The sequence below is a fragment of the Streptomyces sp. NP-1717 genome (genome assembly GCF_022695985.1).
GTDB lineage: Bacteria > Actinomycetota > Actinomycetes > Streptomycetales > Streptomycetaceae > Streptomyces.
Genome location: NZ_JAAPBF010000022.1, coordinates 29,759 through 51,928 on the forward strand (window position 1 = coordinate 29,759; position 22,170 = coordinate 51,928).

Here is a 22,170-nt window from a genome sequence, read left to right on the forward strand (position 1 = left end):
GGGCGTATGTGGGGGCTACCGGAAGAGGTAGCCGAATACCGCGTCGCCGACCCGCTGGTCGGTGACCTCGGTGTTGTTCGCCTCCTCGCGGGCGAACTTGACTGCCTGCTGGAGCTTCTCGACGCGTTCGAGGAGCTCGTTGACCCGCCGGGCGGGCAGCGCGCCGGAGAACTTCACCGTGGTCCAGTAGCCGACCGGGACGTCCTCGTAGTACACCTCCACCTGCGCCGGGTGCTTCTCCGTGGCCTCGGCCTTCACGTGGTTGCGCGGAACCTTCTTGGTGCGGATGGTCCGCACCGGGTCCGTCTTCCACGAGTCCGTCGAGGGGTCCAGGTTCCACGACTCGGAGGCGTCGAGCACCGGCAGCTTGCGCACGAAGGTGTGCAGGTCGGTGAGTTGCTTCTCCAGGAACAGCAGGTACGGGACGGGCACCTGGGACAGCAGCGCCGTACCGTCGACCACCACGTCCGCGACCGCGGACCGGTTCGCCCAGTCCTTCGTCGCGGTCACGTCGAAGAGCCGCGTCAGCGTCCCGGCGGTCGCCCGCAGGGCGTCCTCGGCCTTGATCTGCACCCGGGTGGACTCGGGCGGCAGCTGCTCGCCCTCCTCGTCCTTGGGCTGGTAGGTCCGGGAGATGCCGGCCAGCAGGGCGGGCTTCTGCACGTCCTGGTGAGCCTGGGTGAGCTCCTGGAGGGCCTTGGACTTGACGCCCTTTTCGACTGCGATGATCTGATTCAGCTTCGGCACACGGTGAACCTAACAACCCAGCGCCGCACGCACATCCGATTAAACGCCCGCCCCGTCCCGGCCGGACGCGAGATCCGCACTCTCCGGGACGGCGGCCCAGGTGTTGGCCAGGTCGGCGTAGAGCGGCGAATCGCGCAGCAGCGCGTGGTGGTCACCGATCCGTACGGAACTCCCGTCCAGCACGAGAATCCGGCGGGCCCGCATCGCGGAGCTGATCCGGTGCGCGATGATGACCAGGGTGCCGGGGCGGTCGGCGAACGCCTCCTCCGCGCGTCGTTCGGCCGCCGGATCCAGGTGGCAGGTGGCCTCGTCGAGGATCACCAGTCGCGCCGGCGAGACGTACGCCCGTACGAGCGTGATCAGTTGGCGTTCCCCCTCGGACAGGGCAGCGGTCTGTTCCATCGGCGCGTCGAGCCCGCCGAGCCGTTTGACCACCGGCGCCAGACCGACCAGGTCGGCGGCCCTCGCCAACTCGTCGTCGGACACCTCGGGGGCGAGGTAGGCGAGGTTCTCCCGCAGTGTCCCGGCGAAGACGTAGGACTCCTGCGGGACGAGCGCGACGGCCTCCCGCAGCCACGGACCCGCCGACGCCCCGAGCCGGATGCCGCCGAGCATGACGTCACCGCGTCGGCAGGGCTCCAGGCCGGCCATCAGGTTGGCCACCGTCGACTTGCCGATGCCGCTGGGTCCCACGATCGCCAGGTGGTCGCCGTACGGGACGTCGAGATCGAGGTCGTCGACGATCGGCGCCGAGTGCGGGCCGTAGGCGAAGGTGACGCCGCGCAGGGAGAGGGAGGGGACGTGGTCGCGGCCGGGTGCGGCGGCGTCCGGCGGGCCGGGCGATTCGGGTGGCCGGGCCGTGTGTTGCGCGAGCCGTCGCAGCAGGACCTGGAGTTGGACCCCCATGTTGCCCAGGCTCTGCGCGAACAGCCGCAGCGCGGGTTCCAGCCCGGAGATCAGATAGGTGACGGCGCCGAGGATCTGCCCCGGGGTGACGGCGCCGCTGCGCAACAGCGACGGTGCCATGACCAGGGTCGCGATCAGCGGGACACGGGCACCGATCACCACCACCCCGATCCGGCAGGCCCCGACGCGGGCGGCCGCTATGGAGGCGGCCGCGTTGGCGTCCACGTCGTGCCCGACGCGCCGGGTCGCCGTGTCCGCGCCGCCGCACGCCAATATGTCCCGCAGGCCGGACACGGCGTGGCCCGCGCTCCCCGCCAGCCGCTCCTCGGCCAGCAGCGCCTCGCGGTAACGCTTCCGGAAGAGCACCGACAGCAGCGCCAGCAGCGCGCCCGCGGCGGCGAGGCAGCCCAGCGTCACGCCGGCCATCTCCGGGAGGAGCGTGGCCAGGCCGGCGAGCGCGGCGCCGAGCGAGAACACCACGGTCCGGGCCATCATCAGCAGTGCCGCCAGGATCTGCCGCACGCCCTCGGTCTGCCGCGTCAGCCGGGCGACCGTGCTGGTGTCCACGGGGCCGCTGCCCTGGGCGGCGTGGGCGAGCCGCGCCTGGACGACGGCGCGGACCAACGCGTCGCGGGCGGCCTCCACGATGGCGGCGAGCGGGGTGATGGCGTTCCGCGCGGCCCAGGCGCCCAGCACCATGGCCGTGCCGTACAGCATGAGGAACGCCAGTCCCGCGGCCAGCTCACCGGCCAGGAAACCGCGGTCGAGCGCGGCGGCGACGAGCTGGCCCGACAGCAGGACCGGGGCCGCCTCAAGGACGGACCAGGAGGCCAGTACCAGCAGGGAGCGGCGCTGCCCGGCGAGGGCGGGGCGCAGCAGCGCCCAGCCGCTGGGCTCGGTGTTGGCTGTCACCGTCATGCCTGCTCCATCGTTCGGGGCCGCGCCACCAGCGGGATGTCTTCGGCGACGTATTCGGCGGCGTCGCCCCGCGGCTGCTGGAAGAGAGCGCGGTAGTCCGGGTCGGCGGCGAGCGTCTCGTGGCTGCCCGTGGCCCGGATTCCGTTGTCCTCCACCCACACCACCAGGTCGGCGCGGCGCACGGTGGCGGCGCGGTGGGTGACGACCAGCCGGGTGCGGTGCCGCGCCGCGCGGTCCATGGCCAGGGAGACCTCCCGCTCGGTGACGGTGTCCAGGCTCGACGTGGTGTCGTCCAGCACCAGGATCCTGGCGTCCCGGCACAGAGCGCGGGCCAGGCCCAGGCGCTGGAGTTCACCGCCGGAGAGCCGCAGTCCGGCGACGGGCGTGGCCCGGCCGAGCGGCAGCCGTTCGACGAACGACTCGGCGCGGCTGTCGCGCAGCGCCTCGCGCAACGCGTCCGGCGCCACCGGCCGGTCGCCGTAGGCGACCGCGTCGGCGACGGTTTCGCCGAGCAGCACCGGCCGTTCGAAGGCGTGGGCCACGGCGTCCCGTACCGACCGCTGGTCGGCCTGCCACAGCGACATGCCGTCGATGGTCACCGCACCGGCGTCGGGCTGCCACAGCCCGCCGACGACCGCGGCCAGCGTCGACTTGCCCCCGCCCGAGCCGCCGACGACGGCGACGGTGGCGCCCGCCGGAATGTCGAGGTCGACGCCGTCGAGCAGCGCGCGGTCGCCGTCGGACACGCGCACCCCGCGCAGGCTCACGGCGCCCGTACCGGCGGGCAGCGGCGGGCCGGTGGCGCCGGCGGGCGCCGGGGTGTGCAGCACCTCGCTGATACCGGCCGCCGAGCCGCGCGCCCTGCCCAGGTGCGCGAGGGTGCCGACCTGCCGGAAGACGCCGAAGGCGTAGCCCAGATAGGTGTTGAGCGCTATCAGCTCGCCGGGGCTGACCCGTCCGGCGATCACCCCGTGCCCGGCGGTCGCCAGGACGCTGACCTGGAGGACGGCCACCAGCACGGCGAGCTTCCAGCCCACGTCCCGCTGGGCGTTCCAGAGCGCCTCGCCGTAGCGGCGCAGGTCGCGCAGCGGGACGAGTACGCGGCGGGCCTCGCGATCGGCCGTGCCGCTGGCGCGGATGGTGCGCACCCCGCTCATCGCGTCCACGAAACGGGTGGCGAGGCCGCTGTAAGCGGTTTGGTAACGCTCGGTCAGCTCGGTCGAGCTGCCGAGGAATCCCCGGGCCAGCCGCCACACGACCGGGGCGCCCAGCAGGAAGACCAGGCCGGCAAGCGGGTCGATCAGCAGCAGTGCGACGATCCCGGCGATCGAGGTGAGCAGGGAGACGACGGCTCCGGCCATGGAGGGACCGACCTTGGCGGTCTCGGCGGTGCCCTGCAGCAGCCGGTTCAGCAGGTCGCCCTCGGCGAACCGCCGCTGTCCGCCGAGGTCGAGGGCGAACAGGTGGCCCAGTGCCCGGTGGCGCAGCCGCCCCGTGGCCCGCGCCGCCGTGGTGGCCTCGACCAGCTCGGCCGTGAGCTGAGCCAGGGTGGAGACCGCCAGCAGGCCGACCAGCCAGACCAGGGCGGGGCCGGTCGAATCACCGCCGAGCGCGGCGTCGATCGCGGCGGCCAGCGCCACCGGCATGGCCAGGGAGGCGGCGGCGTCGAGCAGGGCCGCCGCCAGGAACAGCGATGTCCAGCCGCCGGTCGATCTCGCCACCTGCCACAGGAGCCGATCGCGCTGCTGCATGGGAGTCCTCACTTCACGGTGTCGTGCCGGCAGGTCCGACCTGCCGAGGGGCCGACCTGCCGGCCCCGACGGCTCTGCCGAGCCGCCGGGGCCGCCTTCGAATCAGAAATCGAAGGTGTAAGCGGGGCAGGTCAGCACGCTGCCGAATCCGCAACAGCCCAACTCCGAGTTCGCGGCTTCCTCGGGTTCCGGCAGCTGCTGGAGCAGCTCGACGTCAATGGCCACGTTCTTCTTTTTCCTCTCTTCAGCGACAGGCGGCCGGCGGCCGCGCCGTCAGCCGTTGGTATTGGTGCAGCTGTGGCAGGACGTCAGGCCGCTGGTGCCGAAGATGGGGCAGTTCTCGGTGAGCGAGTTCCAGCAGCAGTCCATCGCGCCCAGAGTTGCCTCCTCCGTCGAAGCGAACTCTTGGAGCGCGTCCACGGAAAGTGTCATGGGAGTCACCTCCTCTCCATGCTCGTCGGGACTTCGTGACGATGCGTCAGCCCGTGAACGTGCAGCCGAAACAGGTGATCACGGTCAGCTCGCAGCAGCTCGTGGGGTACAGCCAGTTGGGCAACGGGCAACAGTCGGCCAGACCACCGCTCTCCTCCGTGGCCCGCAACTCCTGAAGCGCCTCCAGATCCAATGTCATGGTGTCTCTCACCTCCCCTCCGCACTCGTCGGGACTTCGTGACGACGCGTCAGCCCGTGAACGTGCAGCCGAAACAGGTGATCACGGTCAGCTCGCAGCAGCTCGTCGGATACAGCCAGTTGGGCAACGGGCAACAGTCGGCCAGACCACCGCTCTCCTCCGTGGCCCGCAACTCCTGAAGCGCCTCCAGATCCAATGTCATGGTGTCTCTCACCTCCCCTCCGCACTCGTCGTCGTCACGGACTCCACCCGCCCGCGGCCAAGAACCGCGCCATGGCCAGGTGGAGGCTCTGGGAGCCGTCCAGCGGGGTGTGCCCCGCGCCGCTCACTTCGTGATGGTGGAAGTCCACGCCGGGCACCGCGCCCAGGTCGGCGAGCCGCCGCGCCAGCGCGCGGGACTGGCCGGCGGGGACGACGTCGTCCCCGTCGCCGTGGAGGATCAGCAACGGCGCGCGCAGCCGGGGCAGTCGGCCGGGTTCGGCGAGGTCGCGCGGGCCGTGCTCGTCGACCACCCGTCGTCGGCCGCCGAGCCGGTCGATCATGGCGCGGACCGGTGACGTGGCCTCCTGGTACAGGGACTCGCCGGACAGGAACGGTGCGACGGCCACCACCCTCGACCACAGTTCGGGCTCGGCGCAGGCCGCCAGCAGCGCGAGGAACGCGCCGTAGCTGTGCCCGTAGAGCGCCGGCGGTTCCCGGTCCGCGGGCCGGTGGTCACGGATGTGAGTGGCCAGATGCAGGACGTCGGCCAGGTCGGGGCCGCCCCAGGCGTTGACCACGTGTTCGTGGAACGCCTGCCCGTAGCCGATGCTGCCGCGCGGGTTGGGCGCGATGACGGTGACGCCCGCGTCGGCGAAGACCTGGAACAGCTGGTGGAACTTGAGCCGCCACATGCCGGCCGGCCCGCCGTGAAGGGCCAGCACGACGTGCTTGGCGGTGCGCCAGTCCTCGTGGCCGCAGACCAGGGCCTCGACATCTTCTGCCGGGCCGGGGAAGGTCTCCACGTGGCCGGGCGCCCAGGGCCACCGGCCGGCCGGGGTGCCGTCGTCGGCCTCCACCCACCGCGCCTCACCCGCCCCGGAGACGGTGGCGCCCATCAGCCGCGCGGGCGTGTCGGCTCCGACCGACAGGCACCACAGCCGTGGTGGACCCTCGTCGGTGGCGGCGGGCGCGCGCCAGGCCGCGGGACCCAGGACCCGGCCGGCGGGCGCGGCGAGGGGGTGGACGGCGTCGCGGTGGGTGTCGAGCAGGGCGAGGTCGCAGGAGAGGCCGCTGGTGCGGCGCAGCAGCGCCCATCTGCCGTCGCCGCGCAGGGCGATCGGGCGGACCTCGCCGGCCAGCTGTTCCGGTGCCAGCAGGGTTCGCAGTGGGCCGGAGGCCGGTCCGGCGCGCAGCACGTACCTGCCGTTCCGTTCGGTGGCCACCAGCAGCGCGCCGGCCTCGGGCGCGGTCAGCAGGACCGTGTCGCCACCGGAGCCACCGGAGCCACCGGAGCCGTCGGAGCCCTCAGAGTCGTCGTACAGGAAGTCGTGGCCGCCGTCGCCCACATGGAACACGGCGGGGCGGACGCGGCCGGCGACGCGGACGTTGACCTGGAACCGTTCGCCGGCCGGGTCGAGCCAGCCGCCGCCGCGCAGCAGCAGCGCGGGCAGTTCCCCGGCCCGCACCGGCGGGCCGGCCGGTCCGGCCGGGGAGCCCGTCAGCTTCCACGCCGTGCAGGCGGCGGCCGGGTCGTTCCCGACCCGGGTCAGGAGCAGCGCGCCGGGCCGGCCGTCCGGCAGGCCGGCGGCGGTGACGTGGTCCCCGGGCACCGAACCCACGGCGCGTTCCCCGCCGTCGGGCAGCACGACCACCAGATCATGGGAACCGGGCCGGGCCACCAGCACCAGCACGGAGCCGTCGTCGAACGGCACGATGTCGGTGGGCTGCCCCTGCGACATCACGTTGGACGCGGCCCGCTCGAAGCCGGGCACCCCGCGGCAGACCGGGGTGCCCCCGCGAAGGTCCCACGTCTCCAGGAACATCCGGCCGCGGCCGTCGGTGACCAGGGCCGCCGCCCTGTTCCCGGTGGCGGAGAAACGGAAACCGAAGCGCGATCTGAGGGTGGTCAGGGCCGCCCACTGCGAGGCCGGGGGCCGGGACCGGTCCACCACGGCGGGCGCCGCACCGCTCATCGCCCGCCCTCCGGCGCCAGCGCGAAGTCGTCCACCATCCACCAGCGTTCGCCACCGTGGCGCAGCCGGTGCAGGAACCCGATCGAGCCGGACAGCCCGAGGTTGTAGCTGTAGGTGGTCTTCAGGGACACGTCGTCGATGGGGACGAGGCGGCCGTCGCGCTGGACGCACAGCCGGGCCAGGCAGGTGGCGTACTCCTCGGCCCATTCGCGGTACCGCTGCTCGCCGGTGGCCGCCGCCATGTCGAGCAGGAACTCGGCATTGCCGGCGATGCCGTGGCAGTGGCTCGCGGACAGGAACCACTTCTCGGCACGGGTGGCCACCGCCGCCCGGTGCGCGGCCTCGCGGTACCTGGCCTCGCCGGTGGCCCGCCACAACCGGATCAGGAAGGTGCCGATGCCGGACGCGCCGCTGCACCACCAGCACACCCCGTCGTGCGGCTCCTCGCCCGGCTCCGGGGGAAGGACCGGCCAGGTGATGCCGTCCCCCAGCTCCTGGGCGACGGAGAGCAGGTAGTCGCCGCCCTCGACAGCCGTCGCCAGCAGTTCGGGCCGGTCCAGATCGCGGGCGGCCGTCATCAGGAACGTGCAGATGCCGGCGACCCCGTGGGCGTACCCCAGATGGGTCGGGCCGGTCGCGGTGCGGTCGTTGGGCGACTCGGGCAGCTGCCACAGCATCGACCCGCCGGACGGGCGGGCGGCCAGCACCGTATCGGCGCAGATCCCCACCCGCCGGGCCAGCTCCTCGTCACCGGTACGGCGCCACAGGTGGAGCTGGGCGAGGCCGGAGCCCGACACGCCGTGGGTGATGTCCGGGTTGGCCCAGGCGACCGGCAGCCGCTTCGCCCGCTGGACCGCGCGCCGCATGGCGTCCTCGTCCCCCAGCGCCTCAGCGGCCTCGTACAGCGCCCAGCAGGTGCCGGCGCGGCCGAAGAAGAGGCCGGGCAGCAGCCGTTGGTCCTGGCGGAGCCGGGCCTCCAGCCAGGTCACCGAGGTCCGCAGGGCACGCCGCACCTCGTCGGTCCCGTCGGTGTCCTTGACGGCCAGCGTGCGCCGCAGGGCGTCGATCGAGCCGGCGCAGCCCGCCTGCAGGCTCAACGAGTCGAACAGGCGCCCGTCGTAGGGCACGGCCGGCCACAGGGCCCGTTCGTCCTCGGGCGTCATCGCCACCATGAGTTCGCTGACGGCGTCGTCCAGCAGACGCTGCTGCTCGTCGGCCGGCAGCCGTACGGGGGCCGACGCCAACGCGTCGACATCGACATCGACGGTGACATCGGCGTTGGTACCGGCGTCGCGCCGCGGCAGCGAGGTGAGCAACTCCCGTACTTGCGACAGCCCGATGCGCTTCTCCGGGTCCTGGCGCAGCAGGCCGAGCACCAGCGGTGCGAAGGTGCGCAGGGTGGGGCTGCTGCCGGCGACCGCGTTCACCAGGAACGCCAGGCGGTCGTCGAGCGGGCGCGGCTCGGGGGACGCGTCCTCGGCCAGCAGCGGGTGGATCCCGGTGCACAAGTAGAAGAGCGACGCACCCAGGCTGTACAGGTCGGTGTCCTGGCCGGGCGCGGGGTAGCGCGCCGGGCCCGTCATCTCCTCCGGCGCCACGTACCCCATCGTCATCACCCGGGTCACCAGCTCGCCGGGACGGGTGACGAACTCGGTGTCGATCAGCACCAGGACGCCGTCGGGGGTCACCATGACGTTGTTCGGCGTCAGGTCGCGGAAGACCAGGCCCTTGTCGTGGACGACGGCGACCAGGTCGACCAGCTGCCGGGCCATCGGCAGCACCGCGTCCGCGGAGATGAGGTGGTCGGGGTGGTCGCGCATCTGACGCTCCACCCACGCGCGCAGCGTCACCCCGGGGATCTCCTCCTCGGCGAGGAAGACGTGGTCCTGGTACTCGAAGAGGGACACCGGGCGGGGCGCGATGGCCATTCCCTCGAAGAGCCGCAGGATCTCGTGCTCGTTGCGCAGATAGTCGCGGGCGTCGGTGCCGTCGAACTCCGCCGCGACGTAGGGGCGGGCCTCCTTGATGACGACGTTCTGGCCGGTGTTGCCGTCCTTCGCCCGGTAGACCCCGCCGCGGTTGGAGTGCCGGATCGCCTCGAAGACGGCGAACCGGGAGTCGAGCAGCACCTGCTGCTGACCGCGTTCCTTCTCGCCTCGTACCGGGTTCTCGTCGGCGAGGGGCGACTGGGCCCAGGGCACCGGCGCGTACCACGCCTCGCGCTTGTCCTGGAACCAGCCACCGTCGGGCGTGACCAGCATCGGCACGTACGAACCGTCGGCGTCGAGGATCTGCTGGCGTCCGGAGAAGCCGCCGAAGCGGTAGTGCACCAGGCTGCCGGGCCGGTAGCGGCGGTCGGAGAGGATCTTCGGCCCCGTCATGCCGTCGGTGACCCGGTGGAGTTCCTCGACCAGCTCCGCGAACTGCCGGTCGTCCTGGGGGTAGACGGTGATGAACTTGCCGCCGCTGCCGCGGTTGCAGCGCACCGACAGCAACTGCCGCAGCTGGGCGACACCCTTGGCGAACTTGAAGGCGACGCCGCGTTCCAGCAGCACACGGGCGGCGTTCTGGAGGACGGTCGCCGCGGAGCTCGGCGTCGCCGAGAGGTGGATCTTCCAGCCCTGGGGGCGGGAGTAGTGCCCGGGCGGTATGACGTGGCACCACATCTCGTCCATGGAATGGTCCCACCCGTGGAGGGCGACCACCTCGTCCCTGACGCCGAGGAAGTCGCCAACGTAGAGGTGGTCGGGGTGCTGGGGTTGGCTGCTCACGGTGGCTCCCGGCGGTGAGAACGAACGCACCGGTGCTCGGCGCGGATTCACACGCTAGACAGCCCGGTGTCCCGGACTCCTGGGGCGGCTGTCCCATAAATGTCCCGGCTGGGAAGTCCCGGATTCCGGTTCCGTTCCCGGTTTTTCGGGCGATGCGCCCCGGTGCCGTCATCGCGGGCGCGGCGGTTTCGCCGGGATCGGTGTACGGACCTGAGGCAGCCGCCCGCGCGGTGGCGTCCTGCCGGACAGCTCGCGGTCGCGGCATTCTCGTGGCGGGTGACTGTGCCGCGCCACAGGCCCTGGCGGTGGGGCCGTCACGTGCGCGAAGGCAGGAGCGTTGCCGGCGCTTACGGCCCGTCCGGCGTTACCGGCATGTGCGAGGTGTGCGCGCCGGGGACCACGTGCCCGGCGGGATCCGCAGGACAGGGCCGGAGCAGGCGGCCGGGTGGCCCGGGGGGAAACTCACCACCGGGCGAGCGGACCTCTGGAGGGTGTTGCGGAGGCGGCGTCGTCCACGCCTCAGACGCCGAGCCCGGCTTCCCGCGCGCGCACGATCGCCTCCATCCGGTAGTGCACGTCCAGCTTGCCGAGGATCTGCGAGACGTAGTTGCGGACGGTCTTCTCCGTCAGCACCAGGTCTTTGGCGATCCGGCCGTTGTTCCAGCCGCGCGCGAGCAGGTCGAGTACCTGCGTCTCGCGTAACGTCAGCTGCGGGAACGCCGACTGGTAGGACATCGCGTACGGCTCCGAGAAGTACTCGCCCAGCCTCCGCGCGATCCCCGCGCTGAACACGGCGCCGCCCTCGGCGACGATCTCGATGGCGCGCAGCAGCTCCTGTTCGGAGGCCCGCTTGGTGATGTAGCCGTTCACCCCGGCCCGCATCGCCGCCACCACCGAGTCGTCGTCGTCCCGGACCGAGACGGCCAGCATGCGTGGGGTCCTGCCGCGCCGGGCTCCGTTCACCGCGCTCCGGGCCGGGGCGAGCCCCGACCGCAGGGCCCGGATGGCGGCCATTCCCTCGCCGCCCTCCAGCCGGGGCTCTATCAGCACGACATCGGGCGGGGGAGACAGCTCCGGGAGCAAGGCCATCACCCCCTCGGCCGACTCCACCTCGCCCACCAGTTCAAAGCCGTCCGCGCCCACCAGGAGGTGCCGGATGCCGGCGCGGAACAGGGCCTGTTCATCGACCACCAGGACACGCACGACCACCACACACCTCCCAACACCCCGCTCGGGGTGCGGCAGGCGTGCCGACGGCTCTCGCGAGGACCGTCCGTCTTCTGTGCCGCGCTTCCAGCTCCGTATCCCCGACAGTGGGCACGCCGTTCCTCCCCGTTGGTCTTCGGCGCACGTGGACTGCTTGTTCACCCGCCGACCGACGAGGGGCACGATAGTCCGGGCTGGTGCCTGAATGTGCCGGTTGTTCGCCCCACAAGCGATGTGCTGTCCCACCGGTCGGAGGTGTCAGGTGCGCACGCCGAACCACTGCTCGGCGCCGTACTCCTCGAACCGCTCCACCTCGATGAAGCCCAGCTTCGCCGCGAGACGCATCGAGGGGGCGTTGGCCGTCTGGGTGCAGAGCACCACCGGCTCGCCGGGATACGCGTCGGCGAACCAGTCGAGTGCCGCCGCGCACGCCTCGGCGGCGTACCCGCGTCCCCATGCCTCCGGCAGGAACAGGTAGCCGAGTTCGGCCTCCCCGGCGTCCGGACGGACGTGCCCCGGGCGCTCCGTGTCGCGCCGGTCGAGCGTGACCGTGCCGATCATCGCCCCGTCGAGATCGATCACGAAGAGGCCGGGGCGCCGGCCGGGCACCTCGGGCACCGCGCGTTCGAGCTCGTCACGCGGTCGGGGGCCACCGAGGTAGGTGCGCACCTCCGGTGAGGCGAACAGTTCGATGAACACCGCACGGTCGCGGGCCTCGGACTCGCGGAGCACGAGCCGTTCGGTGCTGATCGGGGCGGGCGGCCAGGCGACGGGGCCGAGTCCGGTCATGGCTGGGGGCTCCCTACGGATACTGGTCCGGGTCGTTCACGGCCGCCGTCTCCCACTTCGAGTCGCCCCCGAGCGGGTAGTCGAACGACGGCCGCCCTTGCGCGCCGCTGGTACGGAACGGCTTCCCGTGGTCGTCGATGCGGAGCGTGCCCTCCCGGTCGCCGCTGGACCACTCCAGTTCGAGGTACCAACTGACGTAGCGGGCCGAGGCTTTCGCGGTGACCTGGAAGACCTCCGGGTCGGACTCGCTCACCTTGTAGGGGAAGTCCCGCTGCCCGCCCTGCGGTTCGACGGCGGGGCGGCCCGCGTCCAGGTTCACGGTGAAGGCCCTGGTCGTGACACCGCCGCCGCAGCCGACTCCCGTACCGAAGTCGTTCCAGGCGAGCGGCGCCTCGCTCCCCACCACGCGTACGTTCAGGCTGTTGAGCACGACGGTCTCGCTCCCGGTGCCCTGGAGGGCCAGTTCGACGAACTGGCTTCCGCTGGAGACCGCGCCGAGCGCGGCGACCCAGCCGGGCGCGTCCGGCTCGTTGGGGGGCGGGGGGACCTCGGACGCGGGGCGGTCGACGAGATAGCGCTGGGTGCACGGGTCCTCGAAGGCGTACGGTCTGGTGTTCACCGTCACGGGCACGCCGCCGGTCTCCCCCTTCCCGTTTCCGTTTCCGGCGTCGCCGCCGCCCTCCTTGTCCTTCGCGGTCTCGCGGGCCGAGGGACTGGCCTTCGGCGAGGGCGACTTGTCGGGGGAAGGTGATCCGGAGGGGGAGGCGGACGGCTCGGGCGCCTTCGACCCCCCGCCGTCCGAGACCCCGGACGCGGTCGGCGTACGGTCGGTCGACGGATCGTTCAGCGGGCCGAAGACAAGAGCGGGAACGGCGACGGCCACGACGACCGCCGCGGCGGCGAGGGTGACGTACAGACGCTTCCGGCGTCGCGAGCGGGACGGTTCGCCGTCGGGCCGGACCGGTTCGGGTGCGGCGCCGTCCGTCGACTCGGTGGACTCGGCGGACTCGGCGGGCTCAGTGGGCTCAGCCGGGGCCGGAACGGGGGCACTTGGGGTCCCGGGGGCCGCAGCCTCGACGGGCGCCGCCGCCGGCCCCGCCGCCCTCGACCGCCGCCGTGCCTCGTCCGCGAGGATCCACCGCCGGTGCAGCTCCACGAACTCCTCGCCCGTGGCCCCGCACAGCCGGCCGAACCGCTCCGCGGCCGAGAAGTCGGCCGGCACGGCGTCACCGTTGCAGTAGCGGTGGAGTGTTGACGTACTGACGTGGAGCTTCGCCGCGAGCACGCCGTAGCTGTGTCCGGAGCGCTCCTTCAGCTCTGCGAGCAGTTCCGCGAAAGCCTTGGCCTCGGTCGTCGCCACTCGCAGTCTTCCCCTCCACACAGGTACGCCACGGTCCGCGGCCGTTCCAGGAACGCGTCCCAGGGAAACATCGTTCCCGCAGGTCAGGGACGTCTGAGCGTTCCAGCTTCCCTCATTGTCCCTTGCCGATTGCGGTCGGTTCCAGCCGCCCCGCAAGGTGATGTCAGCAGCCGCCGAACGAGGAGGAGCGATCCGGACCCGCCTCCGCGAAAACCTCGTGGACGGCGTCGCCGTCTGCGTAGTCATCGCCTGCACGAGCGTTCTGCTCGTGCTCATCAACAGCCACTGACCGCACCACCAAACGGGAGACAGAGACTCATGCGCAACCTTCGATTCCGCTCCGCGACCGCCTCCACCGCCATGGCCGCCGCCACCACCGCTCTCGTGGCCGCGCTCGCCCTCACCGCCTGCCAGCCGTCGGACGCGGTCGGCGCCGCCCCGAAGCCCGACTCCACCGCCGCGGCGGCGGCCACCGAGGAGCGGGACTCCCAGCCTGCCGTCAAGCCGCAGGCGCCCGCCGCAGCCGACCAGAGCGCGGACAGCGCCAAGAACAGCGGTAGCAGCAAGAACGACAGCGCGGACAAGGGCTCCGACGCCAAGAGCGACGCCCGCACCACCTGCACCGCGTCCAACACCAAGGTCACCGTCACCGACGTCGCCCGGCCCATCAACCACCTGCTGGTGACCGCGACCAACACCGGCGACCGGAACTGCGACGCCTACTACGCGCCTCTCCTCGGCTTCGACGACGCCCAGTCCGTCACGCGGATCAACGAGGACAGCAAGCCGCAGGCGGTCGTCACCCTCGCGCCCGGCGAGTCGGCCTACGCCTCGATCGCGCTCGGCGGCGACGGCTCCCCGGACATCGCGGCGTACAGGCTCAGCGTCCACTTCGCGGGCCGCGACAACCAGGGCTCGGTGGGCTCCGCCGCGAACCTCACCCTCCCGGAAGGGACGATGATCTCCGACAGCACGTCGGTCTCCTACTGGCAGTCGACGATGGCCGACGCCCTGGTCTGGTAGCCGCTCCGGTCACGCGCGGGCGCCTCAGAGCGCCCGCGCGACCTCCGTCGCCCAGTACGTGAGGATCATCTGCGCGCCGGCCCGCTTGATCCCGGTCAGGCTCTCCAGGATCGCCTTGTCCCGGTCGATCCAGCCCTTCTCGGCCGCGGCCTCGACCATCGCGTACTCACCACTGATCTGGTACGCGGCGACGGGCACGGCCACCTCGGCGGCGACCTTCGCCAGCACGTCCAGATACGGCCCGGCGGGCTTCACCATCACCATGTCGGCGCCCTCTTCGAGATCCAGCGCCAACTCGCGCATGGACTCACGGGAGTTGGCCGGGTCCTGCTGGTACGTCTTGCGGTCGCCCGTCAGCGACGAGCCGACCGCCTCGCGGAACGGGCCGTAGAACGCGGACGAGTACTTCACCGCGTACGCCAGGACGGCCACGTCCTCCTTGCCGATCGTGTCCAACGCGTCGCGCACGACGCCGACCTGACCGTCCATCATCCCGCTGGTGCCCACGACGTGCACGCCCGCGTCCGCCTGCACCTGGGCCATCTCCGCGTACCGCTCCAGCGTCGCGTCGTTGTCGACGCGCCCGGCGGAGTCGAGCACCCCGCAGTGGCCGTGGTCGGTGTACTCGTCCAGACACAGGTCGGACATGATCACCAGATCGTCGCCGACCTCGTCGCGCACCGCCCGGACCGCCACCTGGAGGATTCCCTCCGGGTCGGTCCCGGCCGTCCCGAGCGCGTCCTTCTTCCCGTCCTCCGGCACGCCGAACAGCATGATCCCGGAGACACCCGCCGCGACCGCCTCGACGGCCGCCTTGCGCAGCGTGTCCAGGCTGTGCTGGACGACCCCGGGCATGGCCGAGATGGCCAGCGGCTCGGTGACGCCCTCCCGCACGAACGCGGGCAGGATCAGATCGGCCGGGTGGAGCCGCGTCTCGGCGACCATGCGCCGCATCGCGGGGTTCGTCCGCAGCCGACGGGGCCGGGCACCGGGGAAGGAACCGTACACAGTCATGGTGAGTCGCCTCATGGTCCGAAAGAGCTGTCGCTGACCTGGGGCCTGTCGTTTGGATCAGGCTGGGCTGATCCAGCCTGATCCAAACGACAGGCCCTACCCCGTCCACGCTACGCCCGCGCGGACGGGGGCCCCGACGGACCCACCTCCTACGTCGTGCGCCGCCGCCTCGACCCCGGCCGCCGCTCGCTCGGCCGGGTGACCGTCTCGCCGGCCTCCCGCGCCGCCGCCCGGCGCTCCGCGCCGAACGCCGCCAGCGCCTCGGCCAGCTTGTGCACCGAGGGCTCCGGCGACAGCACGTCCACCCGCAGCCCGTGCTCCTCGGCCGTCTTGGCGGTCGCGGGACCGATGCACGCGATGACGGTCACGTTGTGCGGCTTGCCCGCGATCCCGACCAGATTCCGCACGGTGGACGACGAGGTGAACATCACCGCGTCGAAGCCGCCGCCCTTGATGGCCTCCCGCGTCTCGGCGGGCGGCGGCGACGCGCGCACGGTCCGGTAGGCCGTGACGTCGTCGACCTCCCAACCCAGCTCGATCAGCCCGGCGACCAGCGTCTCCGTGGCGATGTCGGCGCGCGGCAGGAACACCCGGTCGATCGGGTCGAAGACCGGGTCGTACGGCGGCCAGTCGTCCAGCAGCCCGGCCGCGGACTGCTCACCGCTGGGCACCAGGTCCGGCTTGACGCCGAAGTCGACCAGCGCGGCGGCGGTCTGCTCGCCGACAGCGGCGACCTTGATTCCCGCGAAGGCACGGGCGTCGAGCCCGTACTCCTCGAACTTCTCCCTGACGGCCTTCACCGCGTTGACCGACGTGAAGGCGATCCACTCGTAGCGCCCGGTGACGAGACCCTTGACCGCGCGCTCCATCTGCTGGGGCGTACGCGGCGGCTCGACCGCGATGGTCGGGACCTCGTGCGGTACGGCGCCGTATGACCGAAGCTGGTCGGAGAGCGAGGCGGCCTGCTCCTTCGTACGCGGTACGAGCACCTTCCAGCCGAACAGCTGCTTCGACTCGAACCACGCGAGCTGGTCGCGCTGCGCGGGCGCGCTGCGCTCCCCGACCACGGCTATGACCGGCTGGTGCCCGGACGCCGACGGCAGGACCTTCGCCTGCTTCAGCGTGAGCGCGATCGTGCCGAGCGTCGCGGACCAGGTGCGCTGGCGCGTCGTCGTACCGGCGACGGTGACCGTCATCGGCGTGTCGGGCTTGCGGCCCGCGGCGACGAACTCACCGGCGGTCGCGGCGACCGTGTCGAGCGTCGCCGAGACGACGACCGTGCCGTCGCTGGCGCCGAGTTCGGTCCAGCAGCGCTCGCCGGCCGTACGGCTGTCGACGAAGCGGACGTCCGTGCCCTGGGCGTCCCGCAGCGGCACACCCGCGTACGCGGGCACCCCGACGGCGGCGGCGATACCGGGCACGACCTCGAAGGGAATGCCCGCGGCGGCGCACGCCAGCATCTCGGCGCCGGTGTCGCCGTCGAGACCGGGGTCCCCGGTCACCGCACGGACGACCCGCTTGCCGCCGCGCGCGGCCTCCATGACAAGATTGACGGCATCCCTGATCGCTGGGATACCGGCGGCTGTTGACGCATCGTCAACAATCGTGATCTCAGGCGTGCTCACACCCGGACGGGCATGGCCGCGTACGACTTCGAGCACATCCGGCTCGGCGATCAGTACCTCCGCCCCCGCGAGCGCCTCGACGGCGCGGAGTGTCAGCAGACCCGGATCCCCGGGTCCGGCACCGAGGAAGGTGACGTGCCCTGATGCGTGGACTGCCGGATGGTCGGCGATGGGGCTCAAAGTGCTCGCTCCCCCATAAGACCGGCCGCACCCTTGGCGAGCATCTCGGACGCGAGTTCGCGACCGAGCGCGACGGCGTCGCCGTGCGACGTGGGTACGGGACCGGTGATGGACAACTGCACGAGCGTCGAACCGTCGGTCGTGCCGACGACGCCACGCAGGCGCAGTTCGTTGACAAATCGCGTGTCCTGGCCGTCGCCCAGCAGGTCGGCCAGCGCACCCACAGGTGCGCTGCAACCGGCCTCCAGGGCGGCGAGCAGGGAACGTTCCGCGGTGACGGCGATCCGCGTGTGCGGATCGTCGAGGCCGGCGAGTGCGGCGGCGAGTTCCGGGTCGGAAGCCACGCATTCGACGGCGAGTGCCCCCTGGCCGGGAGCCGGCAGGACGGAGTCGACCGACAGGAAGTCGGTCACCTCACCGGTCCTGCCAAGTCGGTTGAGACCCGCGGCGGCCAGCACGACCCCGTCGAGCTCACCGCCGTGCACGTAGCCGATGCGGGTGTCGATGTTCCCGCGTATCGGCACGGTCTCTATGAGGAGGCCGTGGCTGCGGGCGTACGCGTTGAGCTGGGCCGTACGCCGCGGGGAGCCCGTACCGATCCTGGCGCCGTGCGGCAGCCGGTCGAGGGTGAGCCCGTCGCGCGCGATCAGCACGTCCCGCGGGTCCTCGCGGCGCGGTACGGCGGCGAGCGTCAGGTCCTCGGGCTGCGCGGTCGGCAGGTCCTTGAGCGAGTGGACGGCGAAGTCGACGTCGCCGCGCAGCAGCGCGTCACGCAGCGCGGTGACGAAGACGCCGGTGCCGCCGATCTGGGACAGCTGCTCGCGGGAGGTGTCGCCGTACGTCGTGATCTCGACGAGCTCCACGCGCCGCCCGGTCAGCTCTCTGACGGCGTCGGCCACTTGCCCGGACTGGGCCATGGCGAGCCTGCTGCGCCTGGTCCCGAGTCTCAGTGTCTTGTCGGTCATACTCGCCCTCGGTTCTTGAGGTCGACCGCGTTCCGGGCGGCGGCCTCGCTCCGGTCGGCCCGGCTGACGGCGGCGACCGTCTGCGGGTCGAGGTCGAACAGTTCGCGCAGCGCGTCCGCGTAACCCGCGCCGCCCGGCTCACCGGCGAGTTGCTTGACCCGCACGGTCGGGGCGTGCAGAAGCTTGTCGACGACACGGCGCACGGTCTGGGTGATCTCGGCGCGCTGCCGCTCGTCGAGGCCGGGGAGCCGGCCTTCGAGACGCGTGATCTCGTTGGTGACGACGTCGGCGGCCATGGCGCGCAGCGCGACCACGGTGGGGGTGATGTGGGCGGCGCGCTGGGCGGCGCCGAAGGCCGCGACCTCGTCGGCGACGATCCGCTTGACCTGGTCGACGTCGGCGGCCATCGGGGCGTCGGCGGACGCGTCGGCCAGGGACTCGATGTCGATCAGCCGGGCGCCGGCGAGGCGGTGGACGGCCGCGTCGATGTCGCGGGGCATGGCGAGGTCGAGGAGTTCGATCTCCCGGTCCCCGGCGCCGGGGCCCATGGCCGCCTCGACGGCGTCGGCCGTCAGGACGAGCCCGGTGGCGCCGGTGCAGGAGACGACGATGTCGGCACGTGTCAACTCCGCGTCGACAGCGCCCATGTCGACGGCGCGGGCCTTGACTCCCGTACCGCCGGGCTCGTTCAGGATGGCCACCAGCCGGTCCGCGCGCGACGCGGTGCGGTTGGCGACGACGATCTCGGCGACCCCGGCGCGGGCGAGGGTGGCGGCGGCGAGCGAGGACATCGACCCGGCGCCGATCACCAGCGCGCGCCGGCCCTCGGACCAGGTGGTGACGTCCGCGCCGGCGGCGAGCTGTTCGAGACCGAAGGTGACGAGCGACTGCCCGGCGCGGTCGATCCCGGTCTCGCTGTGGGCGCGCTTGCCCACGCGCAGCGCCTGCTGGAAGAGGTCGTTGAGGAGGCGGCCCGCGGTGTGCAGCTCCTGGCCGCGCGCGAGCGTGTCCTTGATCTGCCCGAGGATCTGGCCCTCGCCGACGACCATCGAGTCGAGTCCGCAGGCCACCGTGAAGAGATGGTGGACGGCGCGGTCCTCGTAGTGCACGTAGAGATAAGGAGTCAGCTCGTCGAGCCCGACACCGCTGTGCCGGGCGAGGAGCGTGGACAACTCGGCGACGCCCGCGTGGAACTTGTCCACGTCCGCGTACAGCTCGACGCGGTTGCACGTCGTGAGGACGGCCGCCTCGGTCGCCGGTTCGGCGGCGAGCACGTCCTGGAGGAGCTTGATCCGGCTGTCCGGTGACAGCGAGGCCCGGTCGAGCACGCTCACGGGCGCGCTGCGATGGCTCAGACCGATGACCAGAAGACTCATGCCGGCATCACGGCGGGGACGTCCCCGTCGGGTCCCTTCCGGCCGGCGCCGGTCGAGCGGATCGGCGGCGGCGTTCCCGCCTCGGCGGCCGCCGCTTCCTCACCGGCCTTGCGCTGCTCGTGGAAGGCGAGGATCTGGAGCTCGATCGAGAGGTCGACCTTCCGTACGTCCACACCGTCGGGCACGGTCAGCACGGTCGGCGCGAAGTTGAGGATCGAGGTGACACCGGCGGCGACGAGCCGCTCGCAGACCTGCTGCGCACCGCCCGCCGGGGTCGCGATGACCCCGATGGAGACGCCGTTGTCGCTGATGATCCGCTCCAGCTCGTCCGTGTGCTGGACGGGCATCCCGGCGACCGGCTTGCCGGCCATCTCGGGGTCGGCGTCGATCAGCGCGGCGACGCGGAAGCCGCGGGAGGCGAAACCGCCGTAGTTGGCGAGCGCGGCGCCGAGGTTTCCGATGCCGACGATGACGACGGGCCAGTCCTGCGTGAGGCCCAGTTCGCGGGAGATCTGGTAGACGAGGTACTCCACGTCGTACCCGACACCGCGCGTTCCGTAGGAGCCGAGGTACGAGAAGTCCTTGCGCAGCTTCGCGGAGTTGACCCCGGCGGCCACGGCGAGTTCCTCGGAGGACACAGTGGGTACGGAGCGCTCGGAGAGTGCGGTGAGCGCCCGCAGATACAGCGGAAGCCGGGCGACCGTGGCCTCGGGGATTCCTCGGCTACGGGTCGCCGGTCGGTGAGTTCGGCCAGTTGCCACGGTGCTCCTGCGGGATGAGCGGGGCTGCAGGCGGCCGTTTGTCCCAGGACCGCCCCGTCGTGTGCAGGGTATGTCTTTGTGAACGCGTGCACAAAGATTGTGTCCGCTTTGTCCGTGCGAAGTGACCGGGGTCACGCGACCCGAACGAGGGATCTTGGAACCCTCGACCGCACCGGCCCGTTGAACCCATGATGGGGGCAAAACCGTACAACTCCTCATGACCACGCCCCCGAGACCGCTTCGCCACGCCCACCGGAGCCGGTCGTCCCGGCCCTTCGGAAAAAGCTCGGCAAAGCGCCCACGATCGTAACCGTCTTTCGTTCAGGTCCCCAGTTCCTTGCGGAGCCGATCGGCGTCAACACGCCAGAAGGTGTGCTGCTCGCCGTCCACGAGCACGACCGGAATCTGCTCCCAGTAGGCGCGGTGCAACTCTTCGTCGACCGTGATGTCCTTCTCCTCCCAGGACGCCCCGGTCTCGGCGCAGACGGCGGCCACGACGGCGCGCGCGTCGTCGCAGAGATGACAGCCGGGCTTGGAGACGAGCGTCACCACACGCTCGGCGGGTCTCTTCTTCTTACGGCGCAGGAGGGGGCTCATGAGATCCATTCTCCGCCGTCCGCGCGCCGTCACGGAGCCGTCCGCACGTTCTCCGTGCCCCGCCTTCCCGGAGAGTTCACACCGACGGCACTCCGGCGCGTCCGGAACGGCCGAACAGACTGGATATGCTCACGCTATGGCCGCACTGGGATGGCTCACCCCCCGTAAGCGCTCCGCGACAGCACGGAGCGTGCTCGCGGGTGAGGCCGCAGCAGAGGCAGGACTCAAGTCGTCGCAGGAGATCGACGGCGTCGGCACGGCACCGGCGGGCACCGCCGAGCCCCTCGTGCCCGACTTCCCCGTCATCGGGGACGCGCGCGCCGCGGCGTTCTTCGACCTCGACAACACCGTCATGCAGGGCGCCGCGATCTTCCACTTCGGACGCGGACTGTACAAACGGAAGTTCTTCCAGCGCCGCGAACTGGCCAGGTTCGCCTGGCAGCAGGCGTGGTTCCGGCTCGCCGGCGTCGAGGACCCGCAGCACATGCAGGACGCGCGGGACAGCGCGCTGTCGATCGTCAAGGGCCACCGGGTCTCCGAGCTGATGTCGATCGGCGAGGAGATCTACGACGAGTACATGGCCGACCGCATCTGGCCGGGCACCCGCACCCTCGCCCAGGCGCACCTCGACGCCGGGCAGCAGGTCTGGCTGGTGACCGCCGCGCCCGTCGAGACGGCCACGATCATCGCCCGCCGCCTGGGACTGACCGGCGCGCTCGGCACGGTCGCCGAGTCGATCGGCGGCGTCTACACCGGCAAGCTCGTCGGCGAGCCCCTGCACGGCCCGGCGAAGGCCGAGGCGGTACGGGCACTGGCGGCGGCCGAGGACTTCGACCTGGCCCGCTGCGCGGCGTACAGCGACTCACACAACGACATCCCGATGCTGTCGCTGGTCGGACATCCGTACGCGATCAACCCGGACAGCAAGCTCCGCAAGCACGCCAAGGACCGTGAGTGGCGGCTGCGGGACTACCGGACGGGCCGCAAGGCGGCCAAGGTCGGCATCCCGGCCGCCGCGGGTGTCGGCGCGCTGGCGGGCGGCACGGCCGCCGCGGTGGCGCTGCACCGCCGCCGCCGCTGAACCGGGGGCCTTCGGCCCTCCCGGCACACCCCCCGGTACGCGCCCGCGGTCGGCGAACCGACCGCCACCGATCACGTCAGCTGACACATCGTGACGCCAAACGATCAATAACCGCTCACAATGTGCTGCTTGATTCGCCGTATAGGCGTAACAGAAGCGACGTAATCGATGATTTGAGCAACTGGGTGTAGTGCTGCCTGTACGAAGCGTTATTCTCCTCAGACGCATGACGGACCCACACGTCGCCACGACGGGTGAACGGTCCCGCACTGAACGTGATGGAAGCTCTGCCTCT

The 22,170-nt window shown here is 71.8% G+C and carries 21 protein-coding genes; 3 read left to right on the plus strand and 18 right to left on the minus strand.

All coding sequences use genetic code 11. From position 1 onward, the window contains the following. Positions 1–15: 15 nt before the first annotated feature. From GXP76_RS07485 to GXP76_RS07535, 12 genes are all read right to left on the minus strand, one after another. Positions 16–747 (minus strand): hypothetical protein, encoded by a 732-nt coding sequence (locus tag GXP76_RS07485; protein ID WP_242570638.1) that lies wholly within the window; start codon positions 745–747, stop codon positions 16–18. A gap of 39 nt (positions 748–786) precedes the next feature. After that, positions 787–2,571 (minus strand): ABC transporter ATP-binding protein, encoded by a 1,785-nt coding sequence (locus tag GXP76_RS07490; RefSeq protein WP_242570639.1) that lies wholly within the window; start codon positions 2,569–2,571, stop codon positions 787–789. Further along, positions 2,568–4,322, minus strand: coding sequence for an ABC transporter ATP-binding protein (locus tag GXP76_RS07495; protein WP_242570640.1), 1,755 nt, complete (start codon positions 4,320–4,322; stop codon positions 2,568–2,570). The genes GXP76_RS07490 and GXP76_RS07495 overlap by 4 nt, the downstream gene beginning before the upstream one ends. Before the next feature lie 102 nt (positions 4,323–4,424). Beyond that, entirely contained in the window at positions 4,425–4,547 is a 123-nt protein-coding gene (locus GXP76_RS35550) for a hypothetical protein (RefSeq protein ID WP_277993085.1), read from the minus strand. A 48-nt stretch (positions 4,548–4,595) separates the two neighbouring features. Continuing rightward, a complete protein-coding gene (locus GXP76_RS07500; protein ID WP_242570641.1) occupies positions 4,596–4,754 on the minus strand; it encodes a hypothetical protein in 159 nt (52 codons plus the stop codon). A 46-nt stretch (positions 4,755–4,800) separates the two neighbouring features. Then, entirely contained in the window at positions 4,801–4,953 is a 153-nt protein-coding gene (locus GXP76_RS07505; RefSeq protein WP_242570642.1) for an ALQxL family class IV lanthipeptide, read from the minus strand. Positions 4,954–5,002: 49 nt separating this feature from the next. Further along, positions 5,003–5,155 carry an ALQxL family class IV lanthipeptide gene (locus tag GXP76_RS07510; RefSeq protein WP_242570642.1) on the minus strand — a complete coding sequence of 51 codons (153 nt, stop codon included), beginning with the start codon at positions 5,153–5,155 and terminating at the stop codon, positions 5,003–5,005. 34 nt (positions 5,156–5,189) lie between these two features. Further along, positions 5,190–7,127 carry a S9 family peptidase gene (locus tag GXP76_RS07515; protein ID WP_242570643.1) on the minus strand — a complete coding sequence of 646 codons (1,938 nt, stop codon included), beginning with the start codon at positions 7,125–7,127 and terminating at the stop codon, positions 5,190–5,192. Next, the gene (gene lanL, locus GXP76_RS07520) at positions 7,124–9,898 is read right to left on the minus strand and encodes a class IV lanthionine synthetase LanL (RefSeq protein WP_242570644.1); all 2,775 of its coding nucleotides are present in this window, start codon (positions 9,896–9,898) and stop codon (positions 7,124–7,126) included. The genes GXP76_RS07515 and lanL overlap by 4 nt, the downstream gene beginning before the upstream one ends. A gap of 519 nt (positions 9,899–10,417) precedes the next feature. Further along, positions 10,418–11,107 carry a response regulator transcription factor gene (locus tag GXP76_RS07525; RefSeq protein WP_242570645.1) on the minus strand — a complete coding sequence of 230 codons (690 nt, stop codon included), beginning with the start codon at positions 11,105–11,107 and terminating at the stop codon, positions 10,418–10,420. A 255-nt stretch (positions 11,108–11,362) separates the two neighbouring features. Further along, positions 11,363–11,893 carry a GNAT family N-acetyltransferase gene (locus tag GXP76_RS07530; protein WP_242570646.1) on the minus strand — a complete coding sequence of 177 codons (531 nt, stop codon included), beginning with the start codon at positions 11,891–11,893 and terminating at the stop codon, positions 11,363–11,365. 13 nt (positions 11,894–11,906) lie between these two features. Then, positions 11,907–13,253 carry a helix-turn-helix transcriptional regulator gene (locus GXP76_RS07535; RefSeq protein ID WP_242570647.1) on the minus strand — a complete coding sequence of 449 codons (1,347 nt, stop codon included), beginning with the start codon at positions 13,251–13,253 and terminating at the stop codon, positions 11,907–11,909. 160 nt (positions 13,254–13,413) lie between these two features. Between GXP76_RS07535 and GXP76_RS35555 the strand changes: the two genes are divergently transcribed. Next, positions 13,414–13,542 (plus strand): hypothetical protein, encoded by a 129-nt coding sequence (locus GXP76_RS35555; protein ID WP_277993086.1) that lies wholly within the window; start codon positions 13,414–13,416, stop codon positions 13,540–13,542. A gap of 29 nt (positions 13,543–13,571) precedes the next feature. Continuing rightward, a complete protein-coding gene (locus tag GXP76_RS07540) occupies positions 13,572–14,276 on the plus strand; it encodes a DUF4232 domain-containing protein (protein ID WP_242570648.1) in 705 nt (234 codons plus the stop codon). Positions 14,277–14,300: 24 nt separating this feature from the next. Here the strand turns inward: GXP76_RS07540 and hemB are convergent, their stop codons facing one another. From hemB to GXP76_RS07570, 6 genes are all read right to left on the minus strand, one after another. Next, complete coding sequence (gene hemB, locus GXP76_RS07545; RefSeq protein ID WP_242570649.1) at positions 14,301–15,290, minus strand: porphobilinogen synthase; 990 nt, start codon at positions 15,288–15,290, stop codon at positions 14,301–14,303. A gap of 149 nt (positions 15,291–15,439) precedes the next feature. Continuing rightward, positions 15,440–17,095, minus strand: a complete 1,656-nt coding sequence (locus GXP76_RS07550) for a bifunctional uroporphyrinogen-III C-methyltransferase/uroporphyrinogen-III synthase (protein WP_242570650.1) — start codon at positions 17,093–17,095, stop codon at positions 15,440–15,442. Beyond that, positions 17,092–18,060, minus strand: a complete 969-nt coding sequence (gene hemC, locus GXP76_RS07555) for a hydroxymethylbilane synthase (RefSeq protein WP_242570651.1) — start codon at positions 18,058–18,060, stop codon at positions 17,092–17,094. The genes GXP76_RS07550 and hemC overlap by 4 nt, the downstream gene beginning before the upstream one ends. Further along, the gene (locus tag GXP76_RS07560; RefSeq protein ID WP_242570652.1) at positions 18,057–19,436 is read right to left on the minus strand and encodes a glutamyl-tRNA reductase; all 1,380 of its coding nucleotides are present in this window, start codon (positions 19,434–19,436) and stop codon (positions 18,057–18,059) included. The genes hemC and GXP76_RS07560 overlap by 4 nt, the downstream gene beginning before the upstream one ends. Further along, the gene (locus GXP76_RS07565; RefSeq protein ID WP_147874493.1) at positions 19,433–20,197 is read right to left on the minus strand and encodes a redox-sensing transcriptional repressor Rex; all 765 of its coding nucleotides are present in this window, start codon (positions 20,195–20,197) and stop codon (positions 19,433–19,435) included. Before GXP76_RS07565 ends, GXP76_RS07560 begins: the two co-directional genes overlap by 4 nt. 321 nt (positions 20,198–20,518) lie before the next feature. Next, complete coding sequence (locus tag GXP76_RS07570; protein WP_242570653.1) at positions 20,519–20,794, minus strand: glutaredoxin family protein; 276 nt, start codon at positions 20,792–20,794, stop codon at positions 20,519–20,521. A 136-nt stretch (positions 20,795–20,930) separates the two neighbouring features. Here GXP76_RS07570 and GXP76_RS07575 point away from each other — a divergent pair, with 136 nt between their 5' ends. Beyond that, complete coding sequence (locus tag GXP76_RS07575; RefSeq protein WP_242570654.1) at positions 20,931–21,875, plus strand: HAD family phosphatase; 945 nt, start codon at positions 20,931–20,933, stop codon at positions 21,873–21,875. The last annotated feature ends 295 nt before the right edge of the window (positions 21,876–22,170 follow it).

What these genes read in the sequence shown, in the direction of transcription:
- GXP76_RS07490 (WP_242570639.1), bottom strand. Translation starts at nt 2,571, where the DNA reads ATGACGGTGACAGCCAACACCGAGCCCAGCGGCTGGGCGCTGCTGCGC.
- GXP76_RS07495 (WP_242570640.1), bottom strand. Translation starts at nt 4,322, where the DNA reads ATGCAGCAGCGCGATCGGCTCCTGTGGCAGGTGGCGAGATCGACCGGC.
- GXP76_RS07500 (WP_242570641.1), bottom strand. Translation starts at nt 4,754, where the DNA reads ATGACACTTTCCGTGGACGCGCTCCAAGAGTTCGCTTCGACGGAGGAG.
- GXP76_RS07505 (WP_242570642.1), bottom strand. Translation starts at nt 4,953, where the DNA reads ATGACATTGGATCTGGAGGCGCTTCAGGAGTTGCGGGCCACGGAGGAG.
- GXP76_RS07510 (WP_242570642.1), bottom strand. Translation starts at nt 5,155, where the DNA reads ATGACATTGGATCTGGAGGCGCTTCAGGAGTTGCGGGCCACGGAGGAG.
- GXP76_RS07515 (WP_242570643.1), bottom strand. Translation starts at nt 7,127, where the DNA reads ATGAGCGGTGCGGCGCCCGCCGTGGTGGACCGGTCCCGGCCCCCGGCC.
- GXP76_RS07530 (WP_242570646.1), bottom strand. Translation starts at nt 11,893, where the DNA reads ATGACCGGACTCGGCCCCGTCGCCTGGCCGCCCGCCCCGATCAGCACC.
- GXP76_RS35555 (WP_277993086.1), top strand. Translation starts at nt 13,414, where the DNA reads ATGTCAGCAGCCGCCGAACGAGGAGGAGCGATCCGGACCCGCCTCCGC.
- GXP76_RS07540 (WP_242570648.1), top strand. Translation starts at nt 13,572, where the DNA reads ATGCGCAACCTTCGATTCCGCTCCGCGACCGCCTCCACCGCCATGGCC.
- hemB (WP_242570649.1), bottom strand. Translation starts at nt 15,290, where the DNA reads ATGACTGTGTACGGTTCCTTCCCCGGTGCCCGGCCCCGTCGGCTGCGG.
- hemC (WP_242570651.1), bottom strand. Translation starts at nt 18,060, where the DNA reads ATGACCGACAAGACACTGAGACTCGGGACCAGGCGCAGCAGGCTCGCC.
- GXP76_RS07560 (WP_242570652.1), bottom strand. Translation starts at nt 19,436, where the DNA reads ATGAGTCTTCTGGTCATCGGTCTGAGCCATCGCAGCGCGCCCGTGAGC.
- GXP76_RS07570 (WP_242570653.1), bottom strand. Translation starts at nt 20,794, where the DNA reads ATGAGCCCCCTCCTGCGCCGTAAGAAGAAGAGACCCGCCGAGCGTGTG.
- GXP76_RS07575 (WP_242570654.1), top strand. Translation starts at nt 20,931, where the DNA reads ATGGCCGCACTGGGATGGCTCACCCCCCGTAAGCGCTCCGCGACAGCA.